16 protein-coding genes are annotated in these 14,171 nt (G+C 66.4%); 6 read left to right on the top strand and 10 right to left on the bottom strand.

The window, feature by feature from the left end:
• Window positions 1-128 precede the first annotated feature (128 nt).
• The 5 genes from F9K20_RS14650 to F9K20_RS14630 all read right to left on the bottom strand — a co-directional run bounded on the left by F9K20_RS14650 (window position 129) and on the right by F9K20_RS14630 (window position 5,401).
• Window positions 129-1,100, bottom strand: coding sequence for a magnesium transporter CorA family protein (locus tag F9K20_RS14650; protein WP_291003234.1), 972 nt, complete (start codon window positions 1,098-1,100; stop codon window positions 129-131).
• 139 nt (window positions 1,101-1,239) lie between these two features.
• Window positions 1,240-1,776 carry a hypothetical protein gene (locus tag F9K20_RS14645; RefSeq protein ID WP_291003231.1) on the bottom strand — a complete coding sequence of 179 codons (537 nt, stop codon included), beginning with the start codon at window positions 1,774-1,776 and terminating at the stop codon, window positions 1,240-1,242.
• A gap of 151 nt (window positions 1,777-1,927) precedes the next feature.
• Complete coding sequence (locus F9K20_RS14640; protein WP_291003228.1) at window positions 1,928-2,182, bottom strand: hypothetical protein; 255 nt, start codon at window positions 2,180-2,182, stop codon at window positions 1,928-1,930.
• A gap of 359 nt (window positions 2,183-2,541) precedes the next feature.
• On the bottom strand, window positions 2,542-4,716 hold the full coding sequence (scpA, locus tag F9K20_RS14635; protein ID WP_291003225.1) for a methylmalonyl-CoA mutase: 2,175 nt from the start codon (window positions 4,714-4,716) through the stop codon (window positions 2,542-2,544).
• 271 nt (window positions 4,717-4,987) lie between these two features.
• Window positions 4,988-5,401, bottom strand: coding sequence for a nuclear transport factor 2 family protein (locus F9K20_RS14630; RefSeq protein ID WP_291003223.1), 414 nt, complete (start codon window positions 5,399-5,401; stop codon window positions 4,988-4,990).
• Window positions 5,402-5,755: 354 nt separating this feature from the next.
• Here F9K20_RS14630 and F9K20_RS14625 point away from each other — a divergent pair, with 354 nt between their 5' ends.
• Window positions 5,756-6,382, top strand: a complete 627-nt coding sequence (locus tag F9K20_RS14625) for a hypothetical protein (RefSeq protein WP_291003221.1) — start codon at window positions 5,756-5,758, stop codon at window positions 6,380-6,382.
• A 123-nt stretch (window positions 6,383-6,505) separates the two neighbouring features.
• Window positions 6,506-6,799: a hypothetical protein gene (locus F9K20_RS14620; protein ID WP_291003219.1), complete on the top strand. Its 294-nt coding sequence runs from the start codon at window positions 6,506-6,508 to the stop codon at window positions 6,797-6,799.
• Between the two features lie 13 nt (window positions 6,800-6,812).
• On the opposite strand, the gene F9K20_RS14615 is transcribed toward F9K20_RS14620, so the two are convergent.
• The 4 genes from F9K20_RS14615 to F9K20_RS14600 form a co-directional block, all read right to left on the bottom strand.
• On the bottom strand, window positions 6,813-7,085 hold the full coding sequence (locus F9K20_RS14615; protein ID WP_291003217.1) for a hypothetical protein: 273 nt from the start codon (window positions 7,083-7,085) through the stop codon (window positions 6,813-6,815).
• A gap of 110 nt (window positions 7,086-7,195) precedes the next feature.
• Entirely contained in the window at window positions 7,196-7,654 is a 459-nt protein-coding gene (locus F9K20_RS14610) for an FKBP-type peptidyl-prolyl cis-trans isomerase (protein ID WP_291003215.1), read from the bottom strand.
• 55 nt (window positions 7,655-7,709) lie between these two features.
• Complete coding sequence (locus tag F9K20_RS14605; RefSeq protein WP_291003213.1) at window positions 7,710-7,982, bottom strand: hypothetical protein; 273 nt, start codon at window positions 7,980-7,982, stop codon at window positions 7,710-7,712.
• 104 nt (window positions 7,983-8,086) lie between these two features.
• Complete coding sequence (locus F9K20_RS14600) at window positions 8,087-8,521, bottom strand: hypothetical protein (RefSeq protein WP_291003210.1); 435 nt, start codon at window positions 8,519-8,521, stop codon at window positions 8,087-8,089.
• 199 nt (window positions 8,522-8,720) lie between these two features.
• Between F9K20_RS14600 and F9K20_RS14595 the strand changes: the two genes are divergently transcribed.
• The 4 genes from F9K20_RS14595 to F9K20_RS14580 all read left to right on the top strand — a co-directional run bounded on the left by F9K20_RS14595 (window position 8,721) and on the right by F9K20_RS14580 (window position 11,241).
• A complete protein-coding gene (locus tag F9K20_RS14595; RefSeq protein ID WP_291003207.1) occupies window positions 8,721-9,713 on the top strand; it encodes a hypothetical protein in 993 nt (330 codons plus the stop codon).
• A gap of 161 nt (window positions 9,714-9,874) precedes the next feature.
• Complete coding sequence (locus F9K20_RS14590; protein WP_291003205.1) at window positions 9,875-10,423, top strand: DUF3280 domain-containing protein; 549 nt, start codon at window positions 9,875-9,877, stop codon at window positions 10,421-10,423.
• 80 nt (window positions 10,424-10,503) lie between these two features.
• A complete protein-coding gene (locus tag F9K20_RS14585) occupies window positions 10,504-10,743 on the top strand; it encodes a hypothetical protein (protein WP_291003202.1) in 240 nt (79 codons plus the stop codon).
• A gap of 102 nt (window positions 10,744-10,845) precedes the next feature.
• Window positions 10,846-11,241 carry a hypothetical protein gene (locus F9K20_RS14580; RefSeq protein ID WP_291003200.1) on the top strand — a complete coding sequence of 132 codons (396 nt, stop codon included), beginning with the start codon at window positions 10,846-10,848 and terminating at the stop codon, window positions 11,239-11,241.
• Here F9K20_RS14580 and uvrB read toward each other — a convergent pair whose 3' ends face one another.
• On the bottom strand, window positions 11,242-14,001 hold the full coding sequence (gene uvrB / locus F9K20_RS14575; protein WP_291003432.1) for an excinuclease ABC subunit UvrB: 2,760 nt from the start codon (window positions 13,999-14,001) through the stop codon (window positions 11,242-11,244).
• Window positions 14,002-14,171: the final 170 nt, after the last annotated feature.

Below are 14,171 nucleotides of genomic sequence, written 5' to 3'. Positions count from 1 at the left end.
CAGTGAGGTATCGAGCGAATTTCTCGATCTGAGTCACACTAGCAGGTCTATGATTCTAGTGTCCCTTATGATTCCGAAGTTCGCTCCTCCCCCAGCAACGAGCTCTGGCGAACTTCGGAATCAGGACACTAGAACCAGCCCTTGCGGCGGAAATAGATGATGGGGCCGATGGCGGCGAGCACCATCAGTCCGAGCGCCCACGGATAGCCGAGCGTCCATTCGAGCTCCGGCATGTGCCTGAAGTTCATGCCATACACGGACGCCACCAGGGTCGGCGGCAGCAGGACGACGGCCATCACCGAGAACAGCTTGATGATCTGGTTCTGCTCGATGTTGATCATGCCGAGCGTGGCATCGAGGATGAAACTGATGCGCTGCGACAGGAACTTGGTGTGGTCCATCAGCGAGTTGATGTCCCGTTGCGCGCCCTTGATGCGCTGGCGGATGCGCGGGTCGTCCTCACGGTCCTGCGTCGCCTGCACGAAGTAGAGAAGCAGCCGATTGAGCGAGGCGGCGCTGTCCTCGGCGCGAGCTGTGTTGTCGCCGGTCTTGCCGATGCGCTTCAGCAAAACGTCGAGGCGGCGGTTGCGCGTCTGCACTCCGCCGCGCAGGTCGAAGACGGCTTGCGCGAGGCGGTCGACCTCGTCCTGAATGCGCTCGATGAGGTCCGCCATGCGGTGCACGATGGCGTCGATCAGGCCGGTCATGATCGAGGCGCCGGTCGTGCACGGCGCATCGCCCTTCTCGACGCGCTGCAGATAGAGCGGGAAGGCGCGCGGCTCGGCATAGCGCACGGTGACCAGCCGGTCGCCGGCGAGAATGAAGGTCACGGGGCTTGTCTGCGGAACCGGCGACTCGACACTGTAGACGATCGATGCGGTCATGAAGTAGGCGCCGCGCTCCTGATAGAAGCGGTTGGAGGGCTCGATCTCGCGCATCTCGGCGCGCGAGGGGATATCGATCGCCAGCGCGTCCTCGACGAATTTGTCCTCCTCGGCGGTCGGCTGCAGCAGATCGATCCACACGCAATTACCGGTCAGCGGCGCACTGGTTTCGTGCACCTTCAGCGCTTTGCCGTTGGATTCGTAGATCGTCATCATGCGCTTGGGCTCCGGCGCCAGCGACCTTTATCGAGGGCTTCCTACGCCCGCCGCACAGCGCGCGCAACCGTCGTCGAGCTGCGCCGGCGCCGTTTGGCAGGCCAATACAGCAAGGCTTCGGATCGCTGACGGGATCGGGTCAGGCGTGGCTAATGACGCGCCGACCGGGATACTCCTCCGGCTGCGGCTTTTCCCGGCTGTCGATGCGTAGCCGCCACAGCTTCATGCGCCCATCCTCGCGTTTGAGCTCAGCCGTCACGTCGGCGAGGCCGCCGGCGAATTTGCCGACGAAGGACACCTTAACGGATCGGTTGATCAACTCGGCGAGGCGCTCGGCGGCCACGGCCGGCGATAGCATGCGCTGCCAGTCGACGCGCGACCAGCGCATCTCCACCCGCACGTTGTCTGCATAGAGCAGAGCACCGAGCGGCTTTAGGTCGTCGAGATCGGCGCCGAGAACCGGCAACAGCTCCTGGCGCGCGTCGGCGACATAATGCTGCTCGATATCCGCCAGCTTCCAGGTGCGCGACAGCTCGCGCGTTATTTCGACGGCAACCGCCTCGTGCTCGCCGCTATGGCGGTAGAGGTCGGCGGCGACGTTGCCGAGGAAGCTCGCGCTGAAGACGAGAAGCGCGGCGAACAGCACTCCGAGGCCGGAAAAGAACGTGCGCAGCATCTGGTGTCCCGATCGAAATGCGGAGCGGCGGCGCCCATGGCTCTTGGCCCGAAGCGTACCCGCCCCGCAGGATTGGAACTGCTATGACTTATACCCCGTCAGCGGGCTGTTCCGCAAAGCACAGGGGCGTGTAATGCCGCGGGGGGCCGGCTCAGCCGGCCAGATTGGGATCCTCGCGGTCGTGCGCGTGGCCGACGGCGGACAGTAGTGCCCGGTCGAGCAGGCGTCGATCGAGGATCACCTTGCTGTCGTGCACGCGGCGCACGGCCGTGCGCGGCACGATGAACTCGCCGCTGTTCTCGACGTAGATGACGATGTGCTGGGGGGCAACCTCGCGCACCGCGCCGATGCCTTCCTGCCCCTCGCCGAGAAAGGCCATGAAACCCCGCTCGATCCGCTCGTTCATCGCGGGTCTCTCCGTCGGCTAGTTCGTCTCTTGCCATTCCGACGTAGGCCCGATGCGTGCCAGCTTCAACGGGCAGAAACAAGTGATGTCGCGAATTGTCTCAATGGCCAGTAAATGCCCGTCATCGCGGCGAAGGGCGCGATCCACGCCAATCTCAGCGCAGACTACCGTGGCCGCCCCCCGCTACGCTTCAGCGTACTCAATCGCGACACCGGATCCGCCGCGTCGACTTGCGTGGGTGCCGGCCGTCCATGCGAAGCATGGCTCCGCCATGACGCCGGCAATGACGTGATGGGGGGAGGCGAGCGGAATGCCGTCATCTCACGAAGTCCGCGATCCACGTCAGGCGGGGGCCGTGGTTACTCCGCGGCGGCCTTGCCGGCGTGCCCGAGCTTCACGTTGAGCTTGCCGATAAGGTCGGTGGCCGCCTCGGGGATGTTGGTGCCCGGCCCAAACACCGCCTCGGCGCCGGCCTCGAACAGCGCCGGATAGTCGGACGGCGGGATGACGCCGCCGACCACGATCATGATGTCGCCGCGCCCTTCCTTCTCCAGCGCCTGCTTCAAGTCCGGCACCAGCGTCAGGTGTCCGGCGGCGAGCGAGGAGACGCCGATGATGTGCACGTCGTTCTCCACCGCCTGGCGCGCCGCCTCGTCGGGGGTGGCGAACAAGGGGCCGATGTCGACGTCGAAGCCGAGGTCGGCGAACGCCGAGGCGATCACCTTCTGCCCACGGTCGTGCCCGTCCTGCCCCATTTTGGCGATGAGGATGCGCGGGCGGCGGCCCTCGTTCTTGTCGAAGGTCTCGACGAGCTGCAGAACCTTGGCGACGTTGGTATTCATGCTGCCGGCCTCCGACCGGTAGACGCCCGAGATGGCGCGGATCTCCGCGCGGTGGCGGCCGAACACTTTCTCCATGGCATCGGAAATTTCACCCACACTGGCTTTGGCGCGCGCCGCCTTGACGGCGAGGTCGAGCAAGTTGGCGCTGCCGCGCGCGCCTAAGGTCAGCGCGTTGAGCGCCGCCTGCGCCGCCGCCTCGTCGCGCTCGGCCCGCAAGCGCTGCAGCTTGGCGATCTGCTGCTCGCGCACGCTCTTGTTGTCGACCTTGAGGATCTCGATCTGCGCCTCGTCGCTGACGCGGTACTTGTTGACGCCGACGATGGTCTGCTTGCCTGAATCGATGCGCGCCTGCGTGCGTGCGGCGGCCTCCTCGATGCGCATCTTGGGGATGCCGGCGGCGATCGCCTTGGCCATGCCGCCGAGCTTCTCGACCTCCTCGATATGGGCGAGCGCCTTGGCCGCCAGCTCGTAGGTCAGCCGCTCGACGTAGTAGCTGCCGCCCCACGGGTCGATGACGCGGCAGGTGCCGGTCTCCTGCTGCAACAGGAGCTGCGTGTTGCGGGCGATGCGGGCCGAGAAGTCGGTCGGCAACGCAATGGCCTCGTCGAGGGCATTCGTATGCAGCGACTGCGTATGGCCTTGCGTTGCCGCCATGGCTTCCACGCACGTGCGCGTCACGTTGTTGAACACGTCCTGCGCCGTGAGCGACCATCCCGAGGTCTGGCAGTGGGTGCGCAGCGACAGCGAGCGCGCGTCCTTCGGCTTGAACTCCTCCTTCAAGAGCTTCGCCCACAGGAGACGCGCGGCGCGCATCTTGGCGATCTCCATGTAGAAGTTCATGCCGATGGCCCAGAAGAACGACAGGCGCGGCGCGAAGGCGTCGATGTCGAGCCCGCCGGCGACGCCGGCGCGCGCGTACTCGATGCCGTCGGCGAGCGTGTAGCCAAGCTCGAGGTCGGCGGTCGCTCCCGCCTCCTGCATGTGGTAGCCGGAAATGGAGATCGAGTTGAACTTCGGCATATGCTTCGACGTGTAGCCGAAGATGTCCGACACGATGCGCATCGAGGGTTCGGGCGGATAGATGTAGGTGTTCCGCACCATGAACTCTTTGAGGATGTCGTTCTGGATGGTGCCTGAGAGCTTCTCCGGCGGCACGCCCTGCTCCTCGCCGGCGACGATGAACAAGGCGAGCACCGGCAGCACGGCGCCGTTCATGGTCATCGACACCGACATCTGCTCCAGCGGGATGCCGGAGAATAGCGTGCGCATGTCATAGATTGAATCGATGGCGACGCCCGCCATGCCGACGTCGCCGCGCACGCGCGGGTGGTCGCTGTCGTAGCCGCGGTGCGTGGCGAGGTCGAAGGCGACCGACAGCCCCTTCTGGCCGGCGGCGATGTTGCGGCGGTAGAAGGCGTTGGAATCCTCGGCCGTCGAGAAGCCGGCGTACTGGCGCACCGTCCACGGCTGCAGCGCGTACATGGCCGGGTAGGGCCCGCGCAAGTAGGGGGGAAGGCCGGGGAAGGTATCGAGGAAGTCGAGCCCGGCGGTGTCGACCGCCGTGTAGACCGGCTTGATGGCGATGCCTTCCGGGGCCTCCCAGGCGGCCGCGTCGCTGGCCGCCGCCGGTGCGGTCCTCGCACCGTTGCCGTTGTCGAGGTCAATCTTCGTGAAGTCGGGGAGGCCGGTCATTCTTTGCCTTGCAATATCGATGTCCTGAGCGCCGGAGCGCGCTCACCATATTCAGCATAGCAGAACCCCGCAGCTTTGCGCCGGGACGCGGCGTCGCCGTCGGGAGGGTTAAGTCTGCTCAATTTTCTGCTTCTGGCCAACCGCCTGCGTGGGGATGCCAGCTTCAGGGCGAGGGCGCCGGCGGGAGGCTTGGGCAGCCAGCCGCAGGGGCGGGGCACGTCAGGTCCGGGGACCAAAACCCGATACTGCCGACCCAGGGCGGGCTCGTGTGTCACGAGCTGGCGTCTTCGAGGCTCCTGGCGAACGCCTTGAGCTGCTCGATGTCGTGACGCTGCTCGAGCTCGCAGGCCTTTCCGTCGGCGACGCGCCAGTCGTGGAAGAATCGCGTCTCGAGGACCTTGCCCGACTTCTTGTGACGAAACTTCACCTCGGCCTGTGCTGAGGCGAGGCCGTCGGCGACGATGATATGCCCAGGCTCGAAGGTGAGGATGTCGTACTCCTCCATCGACCTGTGAACCATCAAGGCGAGCTCGGCGCGGCTGCGCGGACGCTTGCCCCCGTCGAGGGGGTCATCCGGTAATTGTGCTTTGAACTTGAAGTCGTCGCTGAGCAGCTCAATGACGTCGGCGAGCCGCTTCTCGCGAAAGCATCGGTAAATGTTCTGCAGAAGTATGGCCGTATCCATCGCTCGATCGGTGTCTGGTGGCTCACGGAAGATGCATATCCGAGGGCGCCAGCGCGCACCGCTCCGCTCTGAGAAATCGATCACGAGCCGCTGCGCCGCGGGCGGGTTCAAATGCCCTGGTTGCGGCGTCGCTTGCTGCGACAATCCGTAAGCGGCGATCAGTGCCTTATTCGTTACCGGATATCCAGTGAAAAACGTCCGGCGGCTGACGGTCTGCCCCCGCACCGCCTGGTTAACCCGCCGTCCCACAAACGTAAAAGCGATGCGATTTCAACCTTTGCACCTGAGCGTCTTATACCATCGACGGATAAGCAGCGGCTGCGCTAGGAGTGGCGGCAACAGGGACGGTGGCAAATGGCAGTCGGCAGCAGCGTCAGGGGGAGGGTGGCCGCCTTGGCCACTGTGCTGGCGGGCGAATTGCGGCGGCACTGGCGGCTGCTCGCCGCCGCCGCGCTGGCCGTTGCAGGCGTCTCGCTGGCTATCCAAATCAGCGACCGCCAGGGGCGCCTCGACCTGCCGTCCGGCTACGCCGTGCGCATGACCTGCGAGCCCGACCCGGAGTCGGCATTGTGGAGCGGAGGCTGCGATCGTGTCGCCGCCGACATCGCGCGTACCGACAAGCCCTCGCTGTTGGAGCTCTACCGCGCCTTCGTCACCGTCCATCACCGGCAGATCCCCTCGCCGGCGGTGCGCCGTCAATTCGAAGACGTCCCCTGCGAGCCCGATTTCGATCTCGAGACGGCCCTCAAGGGAACGCGCTATGTCTTCGTGCCGCTGCGCGTTCACTTCGCAGGCGCCTGCACGCGCGCGCACGCCGACGCCGTGATGAGCGAGATCGACGAGCGCGACCGTGCGCTGCTGGCCATCGAGCGCGAGGGGCTCAGTCACGCGGCGCTGATGGCCGGCGCGCTCGCCAACCTCACCGAGCCGCTCGTCATCCTGTGCGCCGCGGCCGTGATTGCCGCCCTGGCCATCCTCTGACCCCCAAGCGTGCGGAGAAACGTCTGAGATTTCCGCGCGCTATTTTAGGTGCGGGGTGCGTCCCGGCGGTCATTGTGCCGGTTCGGCGGAATCGCCTAAGGTTTGACGATTCAGGGGTGTCATATGCAATTGAAGACAGCGTTTGCCGCTATCGGCTTGGCTCTCACGGCTGGTCTCTTCATGCCTGCGCCCGCCGAGGCCGGGTGGTTCTGGCGTGACAAGGACCCGGATGCACCGGATCGCTACCCCTACGTCTACGAGCCGCCGCGCTACTATCCCTATTACAACTCGGGTGACTGGCGCCCCGCCTGGGAGATGCGCCGGCCGCGGCCTTACTACATCCAGCCGCCGTACTTCCCGGCCTGGGGGTACCCGATCGGCTGTGGCGACAACTGCGACCGCGGCCCGCTGAAGTGAGCGGATCCTTCTGCTACTCGTGCTCGATAGCGCTCGGCGTGCGTGTCTGCACGCGCTCCAGGAGAATCTTGGTGCTTTCGAAGGCGAGCATGATGCCGCCGACGAACAGCAATGGCGCCAGCGCGTAATGCCAGGCGTGCGCGGCGTGCATCGTCAGCGCGACGCCCTTCACCGAGACGAGCACGCCGGCTAGCGTTCGGATGATGATCCACAGCGTCGGACGGCTAGCGAGAATTTCGTCGGTGCGCGCGCTGTCGCGCTCGATCCAGTTCATGATGCGTGACATGGGCGGAGCCTCTTCTGTCGGCTGCGCCGTGCAGCCGTGGCCCACCCGATAGCCCTGTCTGGGTCAGCGAGCCGTTCCGGTAGGAACAGCCCGCGACCGCGGCCCCCGCTTCACTTCACCTCGAGCAGCTCGACGTCGAACAGCAGCGTCGCGTTGGGCGGAATGACGCCGCCGGCGCCGCGCGCGCCGTAGCCGAGCTGCGGCGGGATGATGAGCGTGCGCTTGCCGCCGACCTTCATGCCGGCGACGCCCTCGTCCCAGCCCTTGATCACCTGCCCCTGGCCGAGACCGAACTCGAATGGCTCCCCGCGATCGAGCGAGGAGTCGAACTTGGCACCCTTGGCGCCATTCTCGTACAGCCAACCGGTGTAGTGCATCACGCACGTGTTCCCCGGGCGCGCCTCGGCGCCGCTGCCGACCTTGCTGTCGGCGATGGTTAGGCCGGAGGGCGTGGTCATGGTCTTTCCTTCTTGTGCGAGAGCGGGGAGGGAGGCGGCGCCGATAAAGGTGCCGAGCGAAGCAATGAGCGCGAGGGCCAAGGCGGCGCCTCCACGCGGAAAAGCGGCCATACGTTTCCTCCGGTTGTTCGTGATGGGAGCTAGCGACTGCGCGACGGCTGCCCTGTCATTTCACGCGGCGCTGGCAGTCGAGCCACTTGGCGATGACGGTGCGCTCGTGAAACTGGATGGCCCCGCAGTTCTGGCAGACGACCATCAGCACGTCTACCGGCGTGGCGGATGCTCCGGCCGATGCCGGACGCTGGCAGGTGATGGCCTGTACATCGAGATCGCACTGGGAGCGGAAGCGTCCGCAGGCAGGGCAGGCGGTGATGTGCTTGCCGTAGAGAAAACGTTCGACCTCGGCCTTGGAAATCTCGCGTGTGCAGGTTTCTGTCATGGCGCTCACCGTGCGCTTACCTCACCTGCAAAGGTAAGCGCGCGGACCATTGCTGGCAAGTCAAAGTGTCGCACCGATTCCCATGTCTGTCCCCCTGCGCTGCGTCAGTCGACGGGTAGCTGCGGCATCGGAGAGGGCTCGTCGATAATCCGCGACTGCGACAGAGCCGTCTCGTAGCCCGCGCCGTCGGCGACGAGATAGACCTCGATGTACTTGGCGTGCATCAGCGCCTCGGTGTCGGTCCATATCGTGCCGCCGATGGGCACCATCTCGCCGGGGAGATGACAGGCGATGGGGAAGCTGATCGGCATGCCTTCGGCGAGCTTGCTCGGAGTGTCCCTGAAGATCTCCGCGATCGTCCCTTCCACGCTGCACGCGCCCGCACCTGAAGCGGGCGCCACTACGCGTGTAATGGCGACCTGCACGTGATACGCCGCCTCGGCACGCGCCTTGCGGTAGTACTCAGGAGCCAGCAAGGCGTGCGCTCCCGTAGTTGCGCTGCCTACGAGCAGTGCTGCGAGCTTCAAGCGATGGCGCATGTTCGTCCTCATGCAATATTGGCCGGGCCCGATTTTGCTGGGCTGGCTTCAATCTAGCTGACGCTTCCGCGCCACACCGCCGCACAGAATATCAGAACGAGCAAAAGCGAGACGACTCGCCGCGCGCGAGTGCCGCTATCGTGCCCAGGAAGGGGTGCATATAGGCGCGAGGACAGGCAATTCGGGGGAACTTCCCAGCATGAGGATCGCATCCTCGGCGACAAGGTTTATTGGCGCCGCAATCGCTGCGTTCGCGCTCGCCGCGACATCGCTCGGCGCCCAAGCGGAGCCGCGCACGTGCGTCGGCGTCGACTACAATCGCATGATCCTCGACATCATCCGCGAGCTTCCCACCGGCGGCGGCTACAGCATCGGCTCCGACTTCGTGGCGCCGGCCGTGCAGGCGCACAACGTCGGCGGCGGCCGCTGGGAGCTGCGCGTCTACGACGGGCATCCGTCCCACTGCACCAGCGCCACGTACGCGCTCTATAGTCACCTCGTCGCGGTGCTGCAGAACGGCGGCAGGATCAGCCTCACCCCCGACCAACTGCGCGCGCTCGAGGTCAGGCGGCGCTTGCCGGACGGCACGCAGCTGGTCGACGGCCAGGGCCCGTTCTGGATCTTCAATGCCAACGGCGCCGGCGTCGCCGCCTTCTTGAAACACACCGGCACCGGCATGAGCTTTCGCGACGACAAGCTCGCCTATGCACGTCCCGGCGACTTCCTGAAGATCTTCTGGAACGACAACGTCGGCGCCTCCGAGAAGGGGCATCAGGTCGTCTACACCGGCCGCCGAGAGGTGGACGGCCGCGACATGATCTGCTTCTGGGGCAGCCAAAAGCAGAACAGGAAGAAGCGCAGCGGCGGCACCGAAGCGCTGTACTTCCCGGCGCATGCCGGCGCCGAGGTGCGCAACGGCTACGGCGAGGTATGCCGGCCGCGCGGGGACATCAAGGAGATGATCTTCTCGCGCGTCACCTGCATGGAGCATCTCGCCACCGGCCTCGACGGCATGCGTGCCAAGGCGGACGCGCGCGGACGCGGCCGGCTCGGCATGCCGCGGCCGTTCGTCGACGAGTACCTGTACTCGTTGCGCAAGACGTCATCCGATCATGCGACGCTCGACCGGATGTACGACATCGCCCCGGCGCCGGCCTCGGTCGCGAACCTGACACCAGCGCCCGTGCAGTAGCGCCACCGGCGACGACCGCTTTCAATCGAGCACCTAGGAAAATTGCCCGTCCTCGGCGGGCGATTTGCCTTGGTGCGCTCGGGCAATCGTCTATGTGAGGCTCGGCCCCGCTGCCGCAAACCGATGGGCCAACGAAGGCACGCAGCAGCGAGGTTTCCCCCATGGCACGTGCAGCCTCTACATTACCCCTTCGCGCGCTGCTGGCGTGTGCCTGCGCCGCGCTGTCGGTCGTCGCGCGCATCGATATGGCGCTCAGTATGGAACCGCAGCCCATCAAGGTGGCCGTCTACGCCTTCGAGCTGGAGGACTTCAGTGCCGGCGGCGGCATCATTGCGCCGGATGAGCGCGATGCCGCTTACCTCGAGCAAGCGACGCAGGAGGCGAGGCGCCTGCTTGGCGAGTCGGGCCGCTACAGCATCGTCGATACGAGCGGCGCGCCGGACGAGCCGGTGAAGGCGCACAAGATGCGCGCTTGCGGTGGTTGCGTTGGTCCTATCACCCGGAAGCTGGGTGCCGACCAGGCTGTGATCGGAACGCTCACTCGGATCAACCGTACCGAGTACACGCTGCTCGTGCAGTTCTTCGACGCCGGCACGGGCGCGCCCGTCGCCAACTACTTCACCGGCTTGCGCATGGGCGCCAACTACGCCTGGTGGCGCGGGGTCAGGTCGCTGATGCAGAACCGCATCCTCGCCAGGCCGCGTACCTAGGCGGCCATGGGCGCTGGAAAGTCGCCATATTTCGGATGTTATAGCATCCGAACGGTCGGCAGCGACAAGGGAGCACAATCATGAAGTCGTCCGCGTCAGTGCTGGTTGGAGCCGTGCTCGCCACCGGCGGCTGGGTCAGCGTGCCCGCTGTTGCGTTTGCCGAGCAGGGCCAAGCGACCGCATCGCCTGCAGCCGCCCACTCGGGCGTCGCCTCCGCCTCGGCGAAGTCCATGCAGGAGACCACGGCCTGCAGCGCCGACACGCAAGCGCACTCATTATCCTGCGGCTGCGCACGCTGCACCGCCGCCCGCAACGACTGAGCACGGCTCGTCGCCGCTAATGCCCCTGTCACATCCGGCGAGATCGCGCCTTGTCCGCCGATGCGCTCCACCGCTATACAGGCGTGGGGAGCATTTTGCCGGATGCGGTTGCTCTATGCCACGCTTGGTGTGCTCGGCGGCGTCGTAGGCCTCGCCTTCTCCTTCCTCTTCCTGCAACTCGTCATGTTCATGGGCGGCGGACAGCCGCAGCGCGCCCAGCTCCTGTTCATCGCCGCATGCGTTCTTGCGCTCGCCTCGCTGCTCGGCGCCGTGGCGGGCTTCATGAACCCGCGCAAGACCGCCCCGCGCTGGTTGCTGATGGCGAACGCCGGCGCCTGGCTCGTCGGTGCTCTGTTGGTCGCGGTGACGGGACTTGTCGCGCCGCCTGACAAGGCCAGCGCGCTTTTGGCGCTCAAGGCGGCGGCGACGGTCGGCCTGCCGGCTCTGCTGCCTGTCGCCGCCCTGGCACTCGCGTGGTGGAAGTTTTCTCCCGCGTAGCTACTGCCCCGGTCTGCCTGTCTTGCGCCGGCGGCCGCGGCGCCCCTTCTTCTCCGCCTCGGTCGGCACGTCGACGGTGCGCGCGGGGCGCGCCAGCATGGCGTGCGGGCCCATCTCGTCCAGCGTCGGCTTGTGCGGTCCGCGTACGCCTTCCCCGAACGCACCCGCCTTGGCGCGCGGATCGATGCTCGGCGCGCGCGCCGGAAGACCCTTCTCGCTCATGGGCTGATCCGCGCCATGCGGCGCGGGCCCTCCGCGTCGTGTCGGAGACGCGCCTTCGGCACGATGGCGGGCCTCGGGCCCGGCGGCCGCTTGGCCGCTGGCCGCTTCGCGGCGGGGAATAGCGCGGTCGGTGCCGGGCCCCATGTCGTCCAGCGACGGCTTCTTGATGCGTGACAGCGGCTTCGCCGTCGACTGTGCGTTGGTCGGCTGCACCGGCTCGTACTCGGTAGCAATGCGCGAGCCGGCCGGCAGGTTGGCGCTCGGGCCGTACTTGCGTTCCCCCTTGAACGACCCGGCCTTGTCCTCGACCTCCGACTGCCGCGCCAGAGGATCGTCGGCGACGGCGAGCTCGGTGTCGCGCAGGCGCTTGATCTCGTCGCGCAGTCGCGCCGCGGTCTCGAACTCGAGATCGGCCGCCGCCTCGTGCATGCGCCGCTCCAGGTCCTCGATCACGGCGGCGAGGTTGTGCCCGACCATCGGCGCGTCGGCGAGGCCGATGTCGACCGTCACGTGGTCCTGCTCGTAGACGGAAGCCAGCACGTCGGCGATGTTCTTCTTCACGCTCTCCGGCGTGATGCCGTTGGCGGCGTTATATGCGATCTGCTTCTCGCGCCGCCGCTCGGTCTCCGCGATGGCGCGCTCCATCGAGCCGGTCACCGTGTCGGCATAAAGGATCACGCGCCCGTCGACGTTGCGCGCCGCGCGGCCGATGGTCTGCACCAGGGAAGTCTCCGAGCGCAGGAAGCCTTCCTTGTCGGCGTCGAGGATGGCGACCAGCGCGCACTCGGGGATGTCGAGGCCCTCGCGCAAGAGGTTGATGCCGATCAGCACGTCGAAGGCGCCGAGGCGCAAATCGCGGATGATCTCGATGCGCTCCAGCGTCTCGATGTCCGAGTGCATGTAGCGCACGCGCACGCCGGCCTCGTGCATGTACTCGGTGAGGTCCTCGGCCATGCGCTTGGTCAACGTCGTCACCAGGGTACGGTAGCCGCGCTTCGCCGTCTCCTTGACCTCGAACAACAGGTCGTCGACCTGGCTCTTGGCCGGGCGCACCAGCACCGGCGGATCGGTGAGGCCAGTGGGGCGGATCACCTGCTCGACGAAGGCGCCGCCCGTCTCCTCCAGCTCCCAGCCACCCGGCGTCGCCGACACGAACGCCGTCTGCGGGCGCATGGCGTCCCACTCCTCGAAGCGCAGCGGGCGGTTGTCCATGCACGAGGGCAGGCGGAAGCCGTACTCGGCCAGCGTCGCCTTGCGCCGGTAGTCGCCGCGGAACATGGCGCCGATCTGCGGCACCGTGACGTGGCTCTCGTCGACGAACACGAGCGCGTTGTCGGGCAGGTACTCGAACAGCGTCGGTGGCGGCTCGCCCGGCTTGCGCCCGGTGAGATAGCGCGAGTAGTTCTCGATGCCGGCGCACGAGCCCGTCGCCTCCATCATCTCCATGTCGAAGATGGTGCGCTGCTCGAGGCGCTGGGCCTCCAGGAGCTTGCCGTTGGCGTAGAGCTCGTCGAGACGCTGCTTCAGCTCGGTCTTGATCGACTTGATCGCCTGCTGCAGCGTCGGCTTCGGCGTCACGTAGTGCGAGTTGGAGTAGATCTTGACCAGCGCCAGGTCGTCCGACTTTTGCCCCGTCAATGGATCGAACTCGACGATGCTCTCGACGTCGTCGCCGAACAGCGAGATGCGCCAGGCGCGGTCCTCCAAGTGGGCCGGGAACAGCTCCACCGTATCGCCGCGCACGCGGAACGAGCCGCGCACGAAGTTGGCGTCGTTGCGCCGATAGTGCAGGGCGACGAGGTCGGCGATGAGCTGGTCGCGCGACAGCCGCTCGCCGACCTGCACGGTGAAGGTCATTGCCGTGTAGGTTTCCACCGAGCCGATGCCGTAGATGCACGACACGGAGGCGACGATGATCACGTCGTCGCGCTCCAGCAGGGCGCGCGTCGCCGCGTGGCGCATGCGGTCGATCTGCTCGTTGATCGAGGATTCCTTCTCGATGTAGGTGTCGGTGCGCGGCACGTACGCTTCCGGCTGGTAGTAGTCGTAGTACGACACGAAGTATTCGACTGCGTTGTCGGGAAAGAAGCTCTTGAACTCGCCGTAGAGCTGCGCGGCGAGCGTCTTGTTGGGGGCGAGGATCAGCGCCGGACGCTGCGTGCCCTCGATCACCTTGGCCATGGTGAACGTCTTGCCCGAGCCGGTGACGCCGAGCAGCACCTGGCTGCGCTCGTGTTTGTTGATGGCGTCGACCAGCTCGGCGATGGCGGTCGGTTGGTCACCCTTCGGCTCGTAGTCGGAGACGATCCGGAAGCGGATGCCGCCCTCCGATTTCTCCGGTCGCTCGGGCCGGTGCGGCATGAACGTCGGCTGGTCGCCAGACACGAGCGGATGTGTAGCCAGCATCGGCTGGCTTTGCAGGATTTCGCGCGCGCGCTCGGAGCGCTGCTCGGGCTTCGCCAGCAGCGCATCGAGGTACTTGCCGATCGACTCGCCGGCGAATGGCGGCCGCGGCCCCTGCTGGCGCAGCGCCGGCAGCGGCTTGTGGGTCTCTTCGAGGTCATAGCTCGGGCGGGGCTGCGCGGCGCTATCCCCTCTCCCCGTGTTTACGGGAAGAAGGTCGGGGTGAGGGGCAAAATCTGGCGCTGCTCGTAGCTGCCCCTCACCCCCGCCCTCTCTCCCCGCCGAAGGGGCGCGGGGAGAGAGGG

Source organism: Hyphomicrobium sp. (genome assembly GCF_009026145.1).
Classification (GTDB): domain Bacteria; phylum Pseudomonadota; class Alphaproteobacteria; order Rhizobiales; family Hyphomicrobiaceae; genus Hyphomicrobium_A.
This window is presented reverse-complemented; position numbering and strand designations above follow the sequence as displayed.